This is a genomic window from Pseudomonas sp. SCPG-7 (assembly GCF_002156405.1).
GTDB lineage: Bacteria > Pseudomonadota > Gammaproteobacteria > Pseudomonadales > Pseudomonadaceae > Aquipseudomonas > Aquipseudomonas parakoreensis.
Window position 1 is genome coordinate 1 of record NZ_MVOO01000011.1, and the last position, 20165, is coordinate 20165.

Sequence of the window (20165 nt, forward strand, 5' to 3'; positions counted from 1 at the left end):
GGCAGTGATCAGGCCTTGTTTTTCGCCGGTAACCGACATGTACGCGGGTGTTGCCATGGGATGCTCTCCTTGCTGAATCATTGGGTGCGCCGATAGGTGATATCACCCAAGAGGCGGCCAATGGCCATCAATTAGCATGCCAACTTTTTCAAACCCTTAAAAACCGGGGGCTTGGTAAGTTTTCTTCGCAGATACGGCGAAAATTCCCACTGAATTCGTCGAAAAGTGCGCAAGAAGTTGCGCAGTACTGCGCAACTTCTTGCGCACTTGGCTGGAGGCCTTGATAGGCAGGGCCTGTAGCAGTTTTGGGTGGGGTTTATTACGGACAACTGCGCAACTTCTTGCGCACTGGTGCTTTCCAAATTTCCAAACGTCGTTCTTTACATCCGAGCTCAAGCGCAAACCAGTTGCACTGAAGTACCCGGGTAAACTGGGGGGACGAGTATTCAGGCCCGAGGCGAGTGCGTGGGTTTCCGCGGTGGGTAGCAGAGGGAATTGCTCGCGAATATCAATGATGGAGCGGTCATGCTCAAGAAGGACTAGGTCGTGGTATTCGGCATTCGACAGTAAGTGATGAGCCCGATGGACTGTAACCCCTGGCACGATGTGTGAAGTCCCACGTGATGCGAACGCCCGTACCTTTATCCAAGGAACGTACCGCTCTCTGACGCCCTGGCCGTCGCCCGCAACTATCCTTTTTTCTATCTTCTCCTGAGTGACGATCCGCGAGGACGTTGCGTAGCGACGTGACGATTTAACCTGGCTCATCTGGCTAACCGGACTACCTAAAGTGACGTAAAAATGCCCTAAAAGGAGCATTACGGGCAGAGGGAGGAAACCATGCCGCCGAGTTGTGGCGCATAGCTCATGGCGTCACAACCCTCACTACTGATTGTGAACCGGTTTGGAGGTTGCGGTCGCTTCCCCGACGTAGGGAGGCAACCGTGACAACCTTTATTTTTCTGTGACAACGTTTATTTGCTTGTGACAACCTTTATTTATTGCAGACAGGTTGGGTACCAACAACATAGTTTGACACAACCCATCGCGTAAATCGGGGTCTGTAGGATGATTCGCGATAAAGACAACAGCAACATAGATTGACACAGATGGGCTGCGCTTCAAATACAGGGCCGGGCTGCTCCCAACATAGTGTGACACCAACAACTGAAGTAAGCGGTCAGGAGGGGAGCAGCATAATCTGCGGTCTTCAGCACAAGCTCAGTGCGATGTCTAAATCTGTGCGCAACCTACGGCCGGCTCCCATAAGCACATAAACCGTATTTTTCGTCTCAAACAAGCAGTTGTGAGTGAAGGAAACCCCCAACGTTGATCTGACCCAATCACCAGGCGCAAAACGACCTTTTCTATCTTGGATAACCGTCAATGCGTAAACCAAGGCAGGGATAAGCCCTCTATCGGTGATGGCTATTCGTTGACGTGTTGTAACTTCGAGATCCAAGATTACCCAATCAGCAACAAGGCAATATGCACGGGAAGGAAAATGCAGACCTGCGAATGTCACTGCATCTAAATCGGGGAGTGGGCACCCGTTTATGTTTTCGCCTGCGGAAAGCAGCGAGGTAAACGCCGCCAAATTCATTCATCCCTCCAGCCGGTCGGTAAACTGACTCGAACGTGAATCATCCATAAGCATAGCTCTCAGCGAACAGCCTGGTACCGATGGCGACGAATAGTAGCCAGGTCGCCTCACACCTGGTTTCTCAACTCTCCCTTTATCTCACTGAACGGGATGATTTCTATTGGCGGCGTCACAGCACAAATCGGTTTACGCCAATAATCCACGCTATGCCATTGGCCGTGCTTGAACCCAACCTCTGGGTAGGTGCCGATGTGGGTGAACCCGAGTGCTTCATGGATACCTATACTTCCTGCGTTGGGTAAGGCAATGCCGGCATAGGCTGCATGAATCCCCTGTTTCTCTAGAACTGGTAGAAGCTGCTGATAAAGCGCACGACCAACCCCTTTTCGGTGCACAGCCGGATCAACATACACGGTGACATCCGCCGACCATCGATAGGCTTCTCTCGCTCGATGCTCGCTTGCGTAAGCGTATCCAACGACGTTGCCCTCCACCTCGGCTACCAGATAGGGATGCGGCGGTAGTGTTGCGGTTATTCTTGATGCCATCTCATCAACAGTCGGTGGTATCAGCTCGAACGAGATGACTGAGTTCAAACCATTGGAGCATAGATAATCTGGATGGCAGGGGCATCAGATGGTGTAGCAACCCTCACTTTGTAATTCATGTCTTTCCTTACTGCCCCTTTAAAAAATCGCGTTTGAAAGGCTGAACCACCTTAAGGCCTAGCCCTTCAGGATGTCGCGATAGGAACGTGAACTACGCCTTGAGCGGGCTTACCGCATCCACGAACCGTAGAGAGCACCGTTCAGTGAATTGTGAGCTTTTGCTCATGGGGACTAGGCTGCGGGATATCCACGACAACGTCTTTAGCACCGAGAACCTTCGCCAGGAACAGCGCCGTTAACCCACCGAAAAACTGCGCGATGATGAACAGCGCTACGTCTGACATCCGTATCCCCGAGAATGTATTGGTGAACACGCGAGCAATCGTCACCGCCGGATTCGCACTTAAAAACCAGTCGGACCCTACGCATGCGCTTCAAGTTTAAATCATGCCGCCCGTCAGGAGACACATGCGAAGATTCGTTGTAAATAGGAGCCACTCATCGGTGGGTATGTGCCGCAGAAATATTTTTTTGAAAAAAAATACAGACATTACAGAATTGTAATTCTTCAATCATCTCCCTGTTATCTTCAAATTGCAACGATACAAGTCGGCGACGATACGAAAGCGCAACGCGCTTTCCGTAAACAATAATTCCAGCCGAAGAACTTACTAGTTCTGCCAAACCTAAGGAGTGATTAATGGATAACAATACAAAATTCTCAATGGCCGCTTTAGCGTTGGTTGTCAGTTCTGGGCCTTCCATGGCATTCGCAGAGGAAAAGACTGGGGGATTTATCGAAGATAGTAGTCTTTCCGTGCTAAATCGAAATTTCTACTTCAATCGTGACCATCGTAACGGGCAATCAAGCCCCACAGGCAATGGTTATTCAGAGACTTGGTCGCACGCGATCATCAGTAAATTTGAATCCGGTTTTACTCAAGGCACTGTCGGTGTGGGCGTCGATGCTTTCGCGATGATTGGGTTGAAGCTTGATACGGGTGACGGTCGAAATGGTGGTCGTAGTTCGTTCGATGTACTGCCTGTCAATGGCGATGGTGAGGCTCGAGATGAGTACACAAAAGTCGGTGGGGCAGCAAAGGTTCGCGCTTTTGACACAGTAGTGAAAGTTGGTGATGTTTTTCCAGCGAACCCCGTCGTGGCTTCTGGCGACTCAAGACTACTACCCGAAAGTTTCCGCGGTGTAACCGCGACCAATACCAGCATTGAAGGACTGACTGTTCAAGGTGGTCGCCTGCACGCCATGAGCCAACCAGTCTCCAGCAATATGCGCGACAACTTCGCGACATTCTATGCAGGGCCTGTTAATTCACCTTGGGTAGGCTATTTCGGCGGCGACTACAACGTTAACAAAAATATCATCGTTAGTCTCTATTCCAGTCGCCTCAAAGACGCTTGGAATCAATACTATGCGGGCACGGGATTGAATTACTCACTGTCTGATCAGCTTTCTGTATTCGGGGGCGTGAATTACTACAAGGCCGTTGATGAAGGAAAGAAACTGCTGGGAGAATTCGACAACAATATTTGGAGCGCTAAAGTTGGCGTGAAGTATGGTGCGCACTCACTTGCACTTTCTCACCAGCGAAATAATGGTAATGACGACTTCGACTATCTGCGTCAGTCGGACTCTATCTTTCTCGACAACTCGATCCAATACAGCGATTTTAACTCGCCAAAAGAACGTTCGTGGATGGTTCGCTACGACCTCGACATGAGCTCGTACGGCGTACCAGGCCTGTCGTTTATGACACGTTATGGTCGCGGCACCGACGCTGACTATTCCAACGCTAACGCAACATACATGAGGCGCGATGCAGACGGGAACCCGTTGACAGATCAGAAACGTTGGGAGCGCGACATTGAGGTGAAGTACGTCGTTCAGACAGGTTCCTTGAAAGATATGTCTTTCCGCTTGCGGCAAGCGAATACTCGCGCAACCGCTTTTGAATCGGATCTGGATGAGGTCCGTGTGATTGTTGAGTACCCACTCGCCATTCTGTAATACCTAAACGGGAAAATTCTCGGTTCTTCTAAATTGTCCCATTTTTGATTGAAAATTTCAAAATTGTAATTTTTCAATCATCTCCACGTTAACTAGGATTGCTTATAGTGAGTGGGAGTTATTAGGAATCTAGCTAGCGCATCTGGTTAGATCTCTACAGACAAGTAGCAAGCCTGTGAAAATCTGGAAACTCATTGTTGTTCAGTTAAAGCTACAATTTCACCTTTAGAAGCTCCTTCGGAAAAGGGTGAATTTTTAAGACGTCCCTCGGGACGTCTTTTTTATACCTGTTCGAAGCGAATCTAAAAAACGCCCGATTCCTATTTTTCATATCAGTCGAGCGTTATAGATTGTTCAGATAGTAGGATAGCTACTAGCCACCACGTTTGCGACACTCTCCAGCCACAGTGTACCTAATCGTATTTAGCTGCCCATTTGAATCTTCATAAGTCATGGCGGCTGGCACCACCGCGCAGACTTTTGCAGGCCGCACCACACTGATCACTTTCACAACATCCATCTTCATTCCGTACTCGTATTGTTTCGCTACAGGTGCGCTTTTCCCTTGGCTAATAGCATACTGCTCCATAGCTTTAGCATTAGCCGCCATCATTTTCTCAAAGGTTTTGTCTCCTCCCCCTTCAGCAGAGACAAGAGAGGATAACGCCAGAGTTCCAGCGAGAGTAATAATGCTCATGAATTTCATATTGAGTACCTCATATATTAACAGTTACCAGAATATCAACTAGAACATTGCGTAGGTGTGGCGCCAGGATTACCGATGTCCAATCTGCCATCCAAAAAAAACCGCAACCGGAAACCGGAAGCGGTTTTTTTTATTCAGCGTACTGCTACATTTACATTTCATCAGTCTCATCTTTAGCATCACTTGACACTACTGGCTCGATTTTTCCTTCTTTAGCCACGTACTTCTCCATTGCTAGATCATTTGCGACCATCATTTTCTCAAAGGTTCTGTCTCCGCCACCTTCGGCTAAAGCAACTGAAGAAAGGACTAAAGCACTCGCAAGAGCAAAAATTTGAGCAATTTTCATACTGACACCTCATCTAGTTGACACTCTTAGGGTATCAATTCGAACCTATCAACACGGTGGCGCCTAGATTACAGATTCGTTATGTTGCGCACATAAAAAAGCCCCCCATCGAATCTCGATAGGAGGCTTTGAGAAAACTAAATTATATGGATGCTATTTTGTCGTCTTTGGTTTCTTCCTCGTCTCGGCGGTGCACCCATTGATAAAGAGCAGGCAGTATCAGCAGAGTCAACACAGTTGAGGATAGGATTCCCCCGATTACTACGGTAGCTAGGGGTCTTTGAACCTCTGCCCCCGTTCCGGTTGCCAGTGCCATCGGAATAAACCCAAGAGAGGCCACGAGAGCTGTCATCAACACCGGACGTAAACGTGTGAGAGCCCCTTCATTAATTGCGGAACTTAAAGAATGTCCTTCCTCGCGTAGATTACGTATGAAAGCGATCATCACCAGACCGTTTAGCACCGCCACTCCCGACAACGCGATGAAACCAACACCTGCCGAGATCGATAGCGGGATGTCTCTCAGCCATAAAGCCATGACACCCCCTGTCAATGCGAACGGAATACCAGTAAACACCAGTAGGCCATCCTTGAGGTTGTTGAACATCATGAACAAGAGTGCGAACACCAGAAGCAGGGCAACCGGCACTACAATCTGTAGTCGCTTGGCAGCGGATTGGAGCTGCTCGAACTGCCCTCCCCAAGTGGTCCAGTAACCGGATGGGATTTGCACTTCCTTATCAATGGCGCTACTGGCCTCCTGTACAAAAGAGCCGATATCACGCCCACGCACGTTGGCGCTGACGATCACCAGACGCTTGCCGTTTTCTCGGCTGACCTGGTTAGGTCCCAACACTAGATCGAGGGTCGCCACCTCTGAAAGAGCTATGAATCCGATCTGGTCAGCATTGGTGTTGAGCAACGCCGGTACCGGGATTAGCAATGTGGACAATCCCTCGAGATCCTTACGCATCGCGTCGGATAAACGCACCACCATGTCAAATCGGCGGTCTCCCTCATACATCGTACCGGCTTGTCGACCGCCAACTGCCACCGCAATGGTGTCTTGCACGTCGCCTACGTTGAGTCCGTAACGGGCGGCTTTGTCGCGGTCGATGTTGATGGTCAGTACCGGCAGTCCCGACGTTTGCTCAACTTTGACCTCGGAGGCACCATTGATCTTCAGCATTGATGCGGCGATTTTTGCAGCGGTGCCGTTGAGCACCGCCATGTCATCACCGAATACCTTGACCGCCACATCACTACGTACGCCTGAAATCAACTCGTTGAAACGCAGTTGAATAGGCTGAGAAAGCTCATAGTTGCTTCCGGGCATCGCAGCTGCAGCTTTTTGAATATCGTCTATCAATGCCTCCCTTGATTTATTCGGATCAGGCCATTGACTCTTCGGCTTGAGCATCACATAGCTGTCAGAAATGTTTGGAGGCATTGGATCGGAGGCAATTTCGGCAGTACCTGTACGACCAAACATCCGTTTGACCTCCGGTACTTTTGCCAATACCAGGGTTTCAAGGCGTTGCTGCATCTCTACCGATTGCGTCAGGCTGGTACCTGGGACACGCAATGCTTGCAACGCGAAATCGCCTTCGCTGAGACTCGGCACAAACTCACTACCCATCCGACTTGCGACCACACCGCATATTGTGATCACGCCTAATGCCATGGCGAATGCCAACGATCGATGGCCCATGACCCAGTCCAAAGCTGGAGCATACATCCGGCGGGCGCCACGCATGATGACGTTTTCTTCTTCCTTGACCTTGCCGGTCACGAACATCGCAATCGCAGCAGGGACAAAAGTTACTGACAACAACATCGCCCCCAGTAAGGCGATCACTACGGTGAAGGCCATCGGGTGGAACATTTTTCCTTCGACGCCAGTAAGCGCAAAAATCGGTAGGTACACGACCATAATGATCAACTGACCGAAAATTAATGGTCGGCGTGCTTCCTTGGCAGCAGCGAATACTTCGTGAAAACGTTCAGAGCGAGTGAGGATGCGCCCGTGGTGTTGCTGCGCATGGGCCAAACGCCTGATGGCGTTTTCAACAATTACCACCGCACCGTCGACGATGATGCCAAAGTCCAAAGCCCCAAGGCTCATCAGGTTGGCGCTAACTTTATTGGTAAACATGCCGGTGAATGTGAACAACATAGCGAGCGGGATAACCATGGCAGTGATCAGCGCTGCACGTATATTTCCCAAGAACAGGAATAGAATCGCAATCACTAGGATTGCACCTTCGATCAGGTTCTTTTTTACCGTGGCAATCGCCTTGTCCACAAGATTGGTACGGTCATAGACAGTGACTGCTACAACCCCTTTTGGCAGTGAACGGTTGATTTGCTCAAGCTTGTTGGCAACGGCCTGCGCCACGGTGCGGCTGTTCTCGCCGATTAGCATGAACACTGTGCCGAGCACCACTTCACGACCGTTTTCGGTCGCTGCTCCCGTGCGCAATTCACGGCCGATATCCACGGTTGCAACATTCTTCACACGTATTGGCGTACCGTCGACATTGGCCATGACGATATTGGCGATATCGTCGGTGGTTGCTACTTGACCAGGTGCACGAATCAGTAACTGTTCGCCGCTGTGCTCGATGTAACCGGCACCGACGTTAGCGTTGTTGCGCTCCAGCGCTGTAACAAGGTCAGTCAGCGTGAGCTTGTAAGCGGCCAAGCGTTTTGGATCGGGCGCAATCTGATACTCCTTGGCAAACCCGCCAATGGTATTGATTTCGGCGACCCCAGGAACATTGCGCAGTTGAGGCTTGATGATCCAGTCTTGAATCACCCTCAGGTCGGTCGGCGTATAGGGACTGCCGTCCTCCTTGACAGCCCCCTCTTCAGCCTCGACCGTCCACAGGAAAATCTCACCAAGACCGGTTGAGATCGGTCCCATGACAGCTTCCACACCTTCTGGCAGTTGCTCTTTGGCCACCTGTAATCGTTCGTTGACCAATTGCCGAGCGAAGAAGAGGTCCGTGCCCTCTTTGAAAATAACAGTAACTTGCGACAAACCCGAGCGTGACAGCGAACGAGTTTGTTCTAGAGCCGGTAAACCAGCCATTGCTGTTTCGATGGGGAACGTGATGCGTTGTTCGGTTTCCAGTGGTGAAAAACCTGCTGCCCCCGTGTTGATTTGCACCTGGACGTTGGTGATATCGGGAACCGCGTCGATCGGCAGCTTCTGATAGCTTGCTATACCGAGGCCGGCCATGAGGAAAACCGCGAGCAGTACGATAATGCGCTGCTCGATGGCAAATTGGATCAGGCGTTCGAACATGAGAACCTTCTCGTGGAAATGGCGGATCAGTGGGCGTGTTCAGCCGAGGCTTTACCCAATTCTGATTTCAAAATGAAACTACCGGCGGCGGCGATTTGAGCTCCGGGCTCCAGGCCTTCCTTGATCTCGACCAGACCCGCCGAACGACCACCTGTCTCCACTGGCTGAGCTCTAAACCCGTCCTCCGTTCGAACGAAAACAGTTTGCTTGTCCTCGACCGTCTGAAGAGCCGCCTCTGGTACAGCGACCTTTGTCTGCCGAGTACCGGTGTCAACCTGCACGGTCACAAATAGCCCCGGACGCCATGCACCTTGTGGATTTTCCAATGTCACGCGGACCGTGGCTGTACGGGTTTGCTCGCCCAACAAACTGCCGACATAGGCCACGGTTCCAGTGACTTCAGCATTCAACTCCGGCGCACTGACCTTGACCGATTTGCCTACGAGTACCTTGTTCAAATCCTTTGGTGAGACTCCAAAGGTCACCCACACACGCGACAAGTCGGAGAGCGTAAAGGCATTGGTGGTTTCGCTGACAACTTCACCGAGGGCCAAATGTTTCTCGACTACAACCCCGTCAAACGGCGCACGCAATTCATATCGATTACCCCCGCTGGCGACCGAGCTACCACTCAGTACGCTAATTTTTTGCCGAGCATTGCTGAGAGCAATTTCAGCTTCTTGCAAAGCCTGGCGGGCTTGCAGGAAGTCCTGTTCTGCAGAGATTTTGTCCTGCCATAACTGTCGCTCTCGCTCGTAGGTAGTACGCGCCAACTCAAGACGACGTTGCGCAGCGGCTTGTTCACTGCGCTGATCAGAAATTTGTTGGCTAGCGATTACGGCCAGCAACTGACCTTTTTTCACTGGTTGACCAAGATTGGCATGAACCGACTCAACGACACCAGGTACGCGGGGCACCACGTGCGCAGTGCGGTCTTCATCAAAACGGATTTCTCCAGGAAAGGGCAATGAAAGGCTGATGCTCTGCGCTTTCGCTTCAACCAGTTGGATGCCGGCAGAGCTGATCTGCTCTTCGCTCAGAGTCAAATGACCCTCTTCAGCTTCGCCTTCTGCGTGTTCGCCCTCGGCCGGTTTTCCGTCAGCAGTTTCATCGCCGTGATCGTCATAGCCTTTGCCCTCCTGAGTCTGAGCTTCAGCTGAAGGCACCGATGGGCTTGTCATCCAAAACGAACCGATGCCTATACCTATTGCCAAGGTTAGTGCCGAGACGAGGATTAGTTTTTTATCCATGGAGACTCCCTGCGCAACCCAGTCGGCATTCACGGATTAACGTGGTATTGCGATACTGAGCAGCGGTAAAAAAAGCGTTATATGAAATTCACGGGGTACGAGTGAGAATGGCAACATCACCGAAAATTCGCTCGATACGCACCCAGGCGTCTGTCGCCTCGGCGATGGCTTGGATGTATTGCGTGCGAGCGCTAATCAATGTGCGCTGAGCATCGAGCACGTCGAGAAAGTTAAACTTACCCATTTCGAAACCTCGGGTAGCGGTATCGACGGCACTTTGCGCTGCAGGCAGGATGGTTTGATTGAACGACGCCACTTCAGTGTTAGCAGTCAGCCACTGATCTAAGGTGGTTTGGATCTCTGTGCGCAGTCGTAACTCACTGGCATTCCGAAGGTCGCGAGATTGATCGGCACGGCGGGCTGCGGCCAGTACGTTGCCTTGGTTACGGTTAAACAACGGGATGGGCATAGATAGCCCTACGACATTCACCCGCTCGCGCTCACGCTCGTCGTATTGACTCCCGATACTCACGGTCAGGTCCGGAATTCGACGAGCCTTCTCAAGACCAAGAGAGGCTTCCCGCTGATCTATTTGCAGTTTTGCTAATCGTAGCTCTGCAGTTTCACCAATTCGGCTAAACAGCAGCGACGAATCGGGCACGGTTGGCATCGACCGATTTGGATCACCCACGGACACAAATGCAGGCAAAGGCGCCCCCATGACCTGAGCGAGTCTCTGGTAGGCACTGGCCTCATCCCGCTCAGCCCGCCTCAACTCTAGGCGCACTTCTGATAGCTGAACCTCTGCGCGCGTACCTTCAACGGGTGAGGATTTGCCACTCTTGATGCGACCTTGCGCTGCACGCAAACCGCGCTCGGCGAGCTCAAGTGATTGACGTGACAGCAGCAGTCTTTGCTGAGCCGTTGAGGAACTATAAAAAGCCTGAATGACATCGGCACGCAGAACGTTACGCTTGCGCTCCAACTCAATCCCCGCTGCGTCCTGAGCTCTATTGGCCACTTCAATCCTAGCTCCACGCTTACCGCCAAGCTCTATCGGCTGGCTGATCATTACCGTCGTGGTGCGCGAGTTTCGCCGAGTATCTTCAGCCTCCCAGGAAACCTCAGGGTTTGGAATCAATCCAGCCTGCTGTCGCTCTCCCTGAGCAATACCTGTCTCCCATTGAGCGGCCGCTAGGTCTGGGTTGTTGGAAAATGCAGTTTCAAGCGCTTGATCCATTGTGAGCATTTGAGCGTTTGCGGCTAACAAAGGAGCATTCAAAAGAGCAAGGATCGAAATAAGACCTGCTTGTAGCATGGTTTTATGCGTGATTGGGTGAGCAATAAACTTTCTAAACCGAAGTAATTCCATCATTCCCCAAAACCTTTATACAAAAAGAATTTCCCATGAGGCAAATATAATTCCGTACACCTATCAACAAGGTGACTGAAGAATTACAAATACGTTATCTAACGAATAAGCCTCACTTAATGCATTAGGATTAGGGCAATAAGTGCTCGCACCAAGCGACATCCCTAGACAAAAACGGGAGGCGGCTCTTGTACTACAGGGTGACGAGGGTCGCACGAAACCTTGTTAGTTTTAAACTCTATGATCCCAGAAAATTAAAAATGCAACCAGAATCCAACGTTTAAACAGATGGTTAACTTTAAACAGATTCTACGAAAAGAGCCATTACGAACCACTTTAAGAAGGGTTAATTCCTATGCGTATTCTTGTGATAGAGGACGAGCCAAAGACTGCTGAATACTTACATCAGGGTCTAACTGAAAGTGGCTATATTGTAGATTGCGCATCGACAGGAGCTGATGGACTCCATCTGGCACGGCAGCAAGCTTATGATCTGGTATTACTTGACGTAAATCTTCCTGAAATGCACGGATGGGACGTTCTTGAAAATATTCGGCGGTCTAGCAGTACTAGGGTAATGATGCTTACTGCAAGAGGACGCTTAGAAGATAAAATTAGAGGATTGGATCTGGGGGCTGATGACTATCTTGTCAAGCCATTTGAATTTCCAGAGTTGCTGGCAAGAGTACGCACTCTAATGCGTCGTAGCGAACACATACCAATTCAAGAAGTGTTAAAAGTTGCTGATCTTGAACTTGATCAAGGAAGGCATCGCGCATTTCGCGGAAAACAACGCATAGATTTGACGACGAAAGAATTCGCACTGCTCCATCTATTAATGCGTCAATCTGGAGAGGTGTTATCTCGTACTCAGATCATTTCATTGGTTTGGGACATGAATTTTGATTGCGACACCAATGTTGTCGAAGTTTCGATACGTAGGCTCAGAGCTAAAATAGATGACCCATTTGAAACTAAATTAATCCATACGCTCCGCGGCGTAGGTTATGTACTGGAGGAGAGAAAATGAAGCAAGTCAGCCTGTCAATGCGATTGGGTTTGACAGTAAGTATAATGGGAGCAGTACTAGTAGTTTCTTTAGCGATTCTGGCCTATTTAGCGCTTACCCACGAGCTTGATTTGCGTGCAAAAAACAGCTTAGAAAAGAAAATGAATCAAATTGAGCACAGTTTACTGATGGATATCAGTACTAGCAACATGAGCCTAAAGCCACACGCACTATTAGATCAAGTGCTAGGGCATGACAATCTTAATCTCACTATTTTTGATGATGAAAATCTGAGTGTCCCTGTCCTGAGTTTTGGAGCAGATATAACCGTAGTTTCTAGGAGCAAAATCGGAGCAACCGATAGCACTAAGATTTCTTACTACTCCTCGGCACAGGAAAGCGAAAATCACATCCTCACAGCAGCGAAACTCATGAGGCTAAAAGATGGTGAATTCGTATCAGTCTTGCTGACTATGGACCGCTCGAATGATGAATCACTGTTAAGCTCTTATTTGAGTTCAACCATCGTAGCGGTTCCGCTGTTGTTGATCCTTATTGGTATCAGTGCTTGGGCGATAGTGCAACGCGGATTGTCCCCACTCCGGGAATTCTGTGAAGTTGCGGGAATGGTATCAACCCAAGATCTCAGTCACCGACTCTCCGTTGTCAATATGCCCCAAGAGATCAGTGAGCTAGCTCATGGCATAAATTTCATGCTTCACCGACTTGATAGCGGAGTCCAACAACTCACTCAGTTTTCAGATGATTTGGCGCATGAGTTGCGGTCACCGATTACGAACCTTATGGGGAAAGCACAGGTAACTCTTTCTCGTGATCGCTCAGTAAAGGAGTATAAGTCTGTACTAGAGTCTTGCACCGAAGAGTTGGGGCGAGTCACTAGAATTATATCTGATATGCTTTTTTTAGCCCAAGTAAGTCACCCAGCCGCACTTGTACCATTCGAAAACATTTTGCTGGAAGACGAAGCTTTAAAAGTAATTGATCTTTTTTCTCTTTCGGCTGAAGAAAAGTGCGTCGGCATAACCGTCAGTGGTCAGGGCAAAGTTTCAGGCGATCGACTCATGATTCAGCGCGCCATTTCGAATCTTTTATCAAACGCCATTCGTCACTGCCCGATAGAAGAGTCGGTTGTTATTTCCATTGAAACGCGAACCGAAGAAGTCTCCCTTTCAATAAGCAATCCCGGAGTGGGAATTGAACGCCATCACTTGCTTAATATCTTCGATCGTTTCTATCGAGTGGATAATAGTCGCTCACGAGCTGAAGGTGGCACTGGATTAGGATTGGCTATTGTCCGATCTATCATGAGCCTCCATCATGGAACAGCAGATGTCTTTAGTATACCAGGGCATCCGACAACCTTCAGAATTACATTCCCGAAGAACATTTCAACTAGTAACTTAAACTCTCAAAGACCGGGGGAGGTTTTTAGTTAGGATTTAATTTAATCAAAAGCAATATAAAACAGCTTGGCTGCACGAGTCAGATCACTAGGTAATATATAAGTGGGGATCGATGCTTAAAAACCCAAAGACAACATTACTCTTTTTGCTCAGCCAGAGATGAAACCGATGACTCACCAATGGATAGTGAAGATTTAATAGCCCTGTGCAAAATATAACCTTCGTCAAGATACATTACTAGTGCCCAAGAGCAATCCAACGTGAACATCTATTGGTACCGATCTTTGTGACACCCACCTATTACGCAGGTTGATCATGCCTTCATGGATAATCACTCGAGAGTGTGTGGTTTTGCAGATATAGCGTCGCAACCCCCTACTTCGGAATTAAGCTAAATTCAGCATGTTTATTCTAAACTGCAAATCGTATAGACTTTCGTGCAATCTAGATTTTAACGTTATCTTAAGCGCTTGGTGCAAAATTAAATACCTACTGCAGAACCATTCCGCTTCCTGAGACAATTTTAGAGATTACATAACTGCCTTTCTATAATCAATATTTTCAGCGCGTTTAATTTAGTGCAATCCAATTATTTCGCACAATATCAAAATAAGAATGGCTAAACGGGGTTAATGGGCACGCGACTCAAGGACATATCCAGCACCTCGCAATGTATGGATAAGCTTGTCGTCAAAAGGATCATCAATTTTAGCTCGAAGCCTCCTCATTGCTACTTGAACAACGTTCGTGTCGCAATCACTACTCAGACCCCAGACAGAAGACTTAATCTGCGTGCGCGATAGCGTCGTGCCTGATTGACACATCAAAAAGTGTAGCAAGGCGAACTCCTTGTTAGTCAGGTCAATTCGCTGGTTAGCGCGAAAGGCCCTGTGCCTACCCAGATCGAGCTCCAAATCGCCAACGCGAAGCACATTTAGCGATGCCGACGACCCAGTTCGACGCATTAAAGTACGGACTCTAGCTAACAACTCAGGAAACTCAATTGGTTTGACCATGTAATCGTCAGCGCCTAGATCAAAACCCAAGACTTTATCCTCAACACTACCTTTCTCGGTAAGCATCATGATCGGGGTAATAATTACCTCGCGAATACTTACAAGTAGATCCCAGTCGTCACTTTGCGGGGGGTTTACGTCTAGTACTACAAGGTCATAAGCCTGTTGGGAGACTAAGTTTATGCCATCGATTCCGTTTTGTATGCAATCAACGATAAAGCCGCTTTCAGTCAGACCCTGGCGCAAATAATGAGCGGTTTTCGGATCGTCTTCTATTATCAAGATACGCATTTATTATAAAGTCTCGATACTAATTGAAAATACCACAACACTCATTTAGGCAACTTTACTCACCGGTTCACTTTAGCATCTCAACTGGATGAGTTAAGCCATTACAGAATATCGCGCATTTTTTCAGTTTCTGTTAAATGAGTGAATTGAGACACACGACCATACGGCAAATAGATTTTAGACTACTTGATGACGATAGATGGTCTTATTACAAATTTGTAATTCTTCAGTCACCCTCGCGATAACTCTTATGCAGTACATTGAGCATGCAATATATCTAAACACTCTAGACGCTGCAGATGTCCCTACTGTTAAACGATGAAAACGGCGCGCCTTGGGGGCGAAAATTTTGTGATGCCATCTCGCATTAGAAAAATGTTGTGGTCGGCTGATTCCCTGCCTCGGGAATCATTGATGACGACCGCGCATGAGCCAGCCAATGTAAGACGAGGAACAGTCACCAACCCGTATTATCAAATGAGCCAAGACTCGCAGACGCCGAGCGGGAAATACAGAATAGCGCAGCCAGGCTTTAACAGAGTTTGAACCCCGATGCCGTACTAAAAACGGCTGCCAAAGCTTTCAACGAATATTTGAAATCAACTGCAAGGCGTCGCCTGACTCCGAGGAGTGTGCGTTATGCGAGTACGGCGATGTTTCGCGCAATGAGGATTATCGGCATTCGAAAGTGGTGAACTTGGTAAGCGCATCAAGACCGCTTTGGTCTCTCATCCGCAACTAGAATTCCTTTTTAGACAACTAGTCGCGCCTATCAGAATAGTGATCTAAACAATTTCATCACCTATGCCTTCGATACTAAGACAGATGCGCAACGTCAGCAAGAAAACCATACCCCCGCGACCCAACCACCATCATTTCGCTCCAAAAAAAATTGTTTTTTAAGTCAAGTCGAGCGGATCTATCAGTACAACACTTACTTGGGGGGCATCTCATGAAAAAAATCCTCATCGGTTTTGGCGTTTTGGCGGTTTGGCTAATCGTGGAGCTTCAACCAACCGAGGAAAGCGTTGAGGGTCACTGGTGCATCCATGAATTACATCGCTCTGTTGCTGATTTTTTCTTCCCTAAAACGTAGCGGCAGTCCAGTGACAGTTTGCGCGCACGATCATGTCGAGATATTCCGAGATACCCATGAATAAAAAAATACCAATTCTGAGTACGAAAATTATACTCAGTAGCAATCAATTAATTATTGCAGTTTCAACTTGGCTTCTGTTGTTCAGTAACTGGCCATTTTGGCGAGTTGTTTGGAAAAGCGTGGGAGGCCTACAAGACGGAAGCATCTTATTTGTGCTTAGCCTGCCTTGGTTCGTGTTGATGTGGCTGTACGTGTTACTCAGCGCGATGGCTTGGGGACGCTTCATAAAGCCTGTGCTAGCCATTGTTCTGTTGGTTGCGGCAGCAGCGAGTTACTTTATGAATAGCTACGGCATTGTAATTGACTACAGCATGCTAACGAATGTTATTCAAACAGACATCTCTGAGACCACGGACCTGCTGAACTGGGAGTTACTGCGATGGATGCTGGGTTTTGGTGTTCTACCGGTGCTGCTTATCACCCGAGTCCGTTTGATACAACGATCGCGCACCCGCGCGCTTGCTCATCGATTGATGGGGCTGGCGGTAGCACTTACCTGTTTGGCAATCATCGTATTTACGCTTTACCAATCTTATGCATCGCTCGTACGTAACCATCGCGAACTCAGATTGATGTTAGTTCCTTCGAATGTGGTTTCGGCAATCCATGGGTATATGCGTCGCCAGCTAGCACAGCCCACAGAACTAAAAATCATTGGTGCTGATGCCCGCCAAGGAGAAACTACTGCGAGTGTAAAAAAATCACGCCTGACGTTGTTAATTGTGGGTGAAACCGCTAGGTCCGCGAACTTCTCGCTTAATGGCTACACACGCGATACCAATCCGGAATTGACTCGGCGTGGTGTCTTAAGTTTTACCAATGTCAGTTCATGTGGAACAGCTACGGCAATCTCCTTACCTTGCATGTTCTTGGATGCGGGTAAACAAGGCTATAAAGACGGTATGGCGTTACGGAGAGAAGGCTTATTAGACGTGTTGCAGCGGGCCGGAGTATCGGTACTTTGGAGAGATAACAATTCGGGTTGTAAAGGTATTTGTGACCGAGTAAAAAATGAGAAATTGAACAATCAGAAAACATCAGGATTATGCAGAGCAGGCGAGTGTTACGACGAAGTCTTATTGCAAGACCTGCAAGCTTACTTGGATCAACAACAGGGTGATTCAGTCGTGGTTCTCCACATGAAAGGTAGTCACGGCCCATCCTACTACAAGCGCTACCCACGCGAATTCGAGCGATTTGGTCCCGTTTGTGATAATAACCAACTAGAGCGATGTACGCGCGAGAGCATAGTCAGTGCCTATGATAACAGTATCGTCTATACAGACTATGTACTTGGACAAACGATTGACTTGCTAAAGCGCAACGCTGAGCGCTTTGATACGGCTATGCTTTACGTCTCTGATCACGGTGAGTCTCTCGGCGAGAACGGGATATACTTGCACGGACTGCCTTATGCTATGGCGCCCAAAGAGCAGACTAGCATTCCCATGGTTCTCTGGATCTCCAAAAACATGCAATCTCGTCAAAAACTAGACGTTCAATGCTTGAGGGAACAGCGAGGCGCATCACTATCCCATGACAACTTATTCCATTCGATATTAGGATTGATGAATATCCAAACTTCGGTATATCGACCTGAGCTTGATCTGTTTAGCGCATGTCAATCCAAAGCCTTGGCCTCATTAAAACTTACTTCAATGACTGGCCAGCAGCAGTAATAGCAGCCAACTAGTGGCAAGAATGAAGTCTAATGATCATCATTAAAATTAACGCACACTCCACTCAGAGCCATTCATATTAGAATGGTAAGTTTTCAAGCATCTAAAAAAACTGCGACCGACTGTCCGTCTTTTTATTTGGCGATTCAGTCGGCCTTTGCAACACTCAATACGAGTATGCCTTCCAGGTGCTTTGCAAATAAAGTAACTCTAAAACTATAATATAAATATATTTAAAATTAACTGCAGTGGGGTTCCTCGGTGAATTTGCGCGAAACATCGACCGCTCCCAAAGCTTCCAATGTTCGGCGTCCTATCAGTACGGGATAGTTCATCTCGCCTCGATCTTTCAGAGAAAATTCCTCTTTATAAATTTTATCTCCTATGCACATCGTCATCATGACGACTGGACGATGTTCAGCGCCGCCGGCACCTCTAACTTTTACATTTCGTTCAATCCGTCGTTCGAAGAGTGCGCTACTCACCTTCTTAGTTTTGGTGTCTTTGACTTTAACGTTAAACCGAATCCATTCTTCTCCATCTTTTTGGAATCTTTTTAAGTCCTTCGCATCCATGGATGACGTAAGAGCCCCAGTATCCAACTTTATTTTCACGGCGATATTTTCTGGTAAAAGTATCCCTTCTTCAATCCACCCGAATACCTTTTCTGGTCTAGCCGGGCTCGACAAAACCGGCTCTACTGTTAGAGACAAAAGCATTATCAGCAGAGCACAATTTAAAATAATTTTTTTCATTTTAACTAGCCCTCTGGGGTGGATCCCCGAAATAACAACTTGTCTTAAAAATGGAACTCAATTAGTGGACCTTGCCTTCATAATCGTCAACTAATTGGCTATGGAAATCTGCTTTTTCCATTTGTACAGTAGTATGACTGATCTGAAACTCTTCACTCATAAGCGACGTGACTTCAGTTAAAATATCTTGTTCACTGCGGGAGGTATAGTCAGCGACCAGGTGAACGCTCATTACACTCTTACCACTGGTTAAAGCCCATATATGCAAATCGTGCACATTTTTTACTCCTACGATTCCGTATATTTTCGCCTCCACCTTTTGAATATCGATGCCCTCTGGAACGCCCTGCAGTAATATATTCATGCTTTCCTTGAGCAGTGACCAAGTCCTAGGCAGCACCCAGAATCCGATACCTGCTGCAACAAGTGAATCAACCCAACTCCAACCGGTGAAGCGGATTACAAGCGCTGCAATGATGACGCCAATAGACCCCACCATATCGCTCCAAACCTCTAAATAAGCGCCCTTCACATTGAGACTTTCCCCACTAGCGGCACTCAACAGACGCATTGAAATGAGGTTAACTATCAGTCCCATCACTGCAATTACTAACATGCCCGTCGACTGAATTTCTGCGGGGGCGTTAAGTCGAAGATACGCTTCATAGACAATGTATATAGCGACTAAAAACAACAAGACAGCATTGAATGTGGCTGCAAGTATTTCGAATCGTGCATACCCGAACGTGCGCTTCCTGTCAGCAGAGCGTTTGGCAATATGAATAGCCAGCAAGGATATTGCCAAAGCCACAACGTCTGTCAGCATATGCGCAGCATCCGACAGTAAGGCTAGGCTGCCCGTGACAAAGGCTCCGATGACCTCAGCAATCATAAAACTTGTCGTCAGGGCGAGTGCGATCCATAACATCTTTTCATGACCCGCACGTACTTGACCGTGACTGTGCCCTGAACTCATGATTTTTCCCCAAATGTAGCCTAATGAAGATCCAACGAGTGGACTGTAGAATATAAAGACCTACTAGCACCCAAACCGTTCCATATCATCAAACCAATCATTCAAAGGTGGATACTGGTTTGATGTAGTATTCAGATCATAAGCGAGAAATCGCCATCTTAATCAAATAGTTCCTGCAAAAACGATTTTTTGCGACTCGGTTGTCCCTGATGCCCACTTTGACTTTGATGGCCACCTTCTTTCCATCCACCGCTGTGGCTCCCTCGATCTCCATGACCATGCTTATTCCCGTACTGGTTGTAACCAGGTTGTTCTGCTGGCGTCGAACTTTGGACAGGTGATGTGAGGTTCTGTGGAAGCAATCTAACGGTCTCTTGTCGCTGACTACGCTCAATAATCTTGTCGAGTTCACCTCGGTCAAGCCAGACACCGCGGCATTGCGGGCAATAGTCAATTTCTATGCTCTGGCGCTCAGTCATTACTAAAGCTATATCTTTGCAGATAGGACATTGCATATTTAATTCCTTATGTGAGTAATCAATTTTGACAATGTAGCTTTCGAATCAATACCGCAATAGTTGTGGTCCATTGAATACCACAAGCGGGCTCGTCCCCATATCGGCGAAAAGAGC

15 protein-coding genes and 1 pseudogene are annotated in these 20165 nt (G+C 48.1%); 4 read left to right on the forward strand and 12 right to left on the reverse strand.

Annotated elements, in window-relative coordinates; genetic code table 11:
- Window positions 1-1210: 1210 nt before the first annotated feature.
- The 3 genes and pseudogenes from B1722_RS29210 to B1722_RS19740 form a co-directional block, all read right to left on the reverse strand.
- A complete protein-coding gene (locus B1722_RS29210; protein WP_140396033.1) occupies window positions 1211-1603 on the reverse strand; it encodes a hypothetical protein in 393 nt (130 codons plus the stop codon).
- Between the two features lie 107 nt (window positions 1604-1710).
- Window positions 1711-2270 (reverse strand): annotated as a pseudogene (locus B1722_RS19735) (arsinothricin resistance N-acetyltransferase ArsN1 family B).
- Window positions 2271-2411: 141 nt separating this feature from the next.
- Complete coding sequence (locus tag B1722_RS19740) at window positions 2412-2585, reverse strand: hypothetical protein (RefSeq protein WP_230679402.1); 174 nt, start codon at window positions 2583-2585, stop codon at window positions 2412-2414.
- A gap of 326 nt (window positions 2586-2911) precedes the next feature.
- On the opposite strand from B1722_RS19740, the gene B1722_RS19745 reads away from it, so the two are divergent.
- Window positions 2912-4237 carry an OprD family porin gene (locus B1722_RS19745; RefSeq protein WP_042561899.1) on the forward strand — a complete coding sequence of 442 codons (1326 nt, stop codon included), beginning with the start codon at window positions 2912-2914 and terminating at the stop codon, window positions 4235-4237.
- Window positions 4238-4610: 373 nt separating this feature from the next.
- On the opposite strand, the gene B1722_RS19750 is transcribed toward B1722_RS19745, so the two are convergent.
- The 5 genes from B1722_RS19750 to B1722_RS19770 form a co-directional block, all read right to left on the reverse strand.
- Window positions 4611-4943: a DUF2790 domain-containing protein gene (locus tag B1722_RS19750; protein ID WP_042561900.1), complete on the reverse strand. Its 333-nt coding sequence runs from the start codon at window positions 4941-4943 to the stop codon at window positions 4611-4613.
- A 151-nt stretch (window positions 4944-5094) separates the two neighbouring features.
- The gene (locus B1722_RS19755; protein WP_042561901.1) at window positions 5095-5292 is read right to left on the reverse strand and encodes a co-regulatory protein PtrA N-terminal domain-containing protein; all 198 of its coding nucleotides are present in this window, start codon (window positions 5290-5292) and stop codon (window positions 5095-5097) included.
- 142 nt (window positions 5293-5434) lie between these two features.
- Window positions 5435-8602, reverse strand: coding sequence for a CusA/CzcA family heavy metal efflux RND transporter (locus B1722_RS19760; protein ID WP_042561902.1), 3168 nt, complete (start codon window positions 8600-8602; stop codon window positions 5435-5437).
- A 26-nt stretch (window positions 8603-8628) separates the two neighbouring features.
- The gene (locus B1722_RS19765; protein ID WP_042561903.1) at window positions 8629-9852 is read right to left on the reverse strand and encodes an efflux RND transporter periplasmic adaptor subunit; all 1224 of its coding nucleotides are present in this window, start codon (window positions 9850-9852) and stop codon (window positions 8629-8631) included.
- Between the two features lie 88 nt (window positions 9853-9940).
- The gene (locus tag B1722_RS19770; protein ID WP_140396034.1) at window positions 9941-11227 is read right to left on the reverse strand and encodes a TolC family protein; all 1287 of its coding nucleotides are present in this window, start codon (window positions 11225-11227) and stop codon (window positions 9941-9943) included.
- 352 nt (window positions 11228-11579) lie between these two features.
- Between B1722_RS19770 and B1722_RS19775 the strand changes: the two genes are divergently transcribed.
- Window positions 11580-12254 (forward strand): heavy metal response regulator transcription factor, encoded by a 675-nt coding sequence (locus tag B1722_RS19775; protein ID WP_080896080.1) that lies wholly within the window; start codon window positions 11580-11582, stop codon window positions 12252-12254.
- Window positions 12251-13690: a heavy metal sensor histidine kinase gene (locus tag B1722_RS19780; RefSeq protein ID WP_042561904.1), complete on the forward strand. Its 1440-nt coding sequence runs from the start codon at window positions 12251-12253 to the stop codon at window positions 13688-13690. Before B1722_RS19775 ends, B1722_RS19780 begins: the two co-directional genes overlap by 4 nt.
- A 596-nt stretch (window positions 13691-14286) precedes the next feature.
- On the opposite strand, the gene B1722_RS19785 is transcribed toward B1722_RS19780, so the two are convergent.
- Window positions 14287-14964 carry a heavy metal response regulator transcription factor gene (locus B1722_RS19785; RefSeq protein ID WP_042561905.1) on the reverse strand — a complete coding sequence of 226 codons (678 nt, stop codon included), beginning with the start codon at window positions 14962-14964 and terminating at the stop codon, window positions 14287-14289.
- Between the two features lie 1152 nt (window positions 14965-16116).
- Between B1722_RS19785 and B1722_RS19790 the strand changes: the two genes are divergently transcribed.
- On the forward strand, window positions 16117-17802 hold the full coding sequence (locus tag B1722_RS19790; RefSeq protein WP_086794034.1) for a phosphoethanolamine transferase: 1686 nt from the start codon (window positions 16117-16119) through the stop codon (window positions 17800-17802).
- Between the two features lie 239 nt (window positions 17803-18041).
- On the opposite strand, the gene B1722_RS19795 is transcribed toward B1722_RS19790, so the two are convergent.
- From B1722_RS19795 to B1722_RS30170, 3 genes are all read right to left on the reverse strand, one after another.
- On the reverse strand, window positions 18042-18557 hold the full coding sequence (locus B1722_RS19795) for an ATP-dependent zinc protease (RefSeq protein ID WP_155401179.1): 516 nt from the start codon (window positions 18555-18557) through the stop codon (window positions 18042-18044).
- 61 nt (window positions 18558-18618) lie between these two features.
- On the reverse strand, window positions 18619-19533 hold the full coding sequence (locus B1722_RS19800) for a cation diffusion facilitator family transporter (protein ID WP_042561907.1): 915 nt from the start codon (window positions 19531-19533) through the stop codon (window positions 18619-18621).
- Between the two features lie 158 nt (window positions 19534-19691).
- Window positions 19692-20048, reverse strand: a complete 357-nt coding sequence (locus B1722_RS30170) for a zf-TFIIB domain-containing protein (RefSeq protein ID WP_080896081.1) — start codon at window positions 20046-20048, stop codon at window positions 19692-19694.
- Between the last annotated feature and the right edge of the window lie 117 nt (window positions 20049-20165).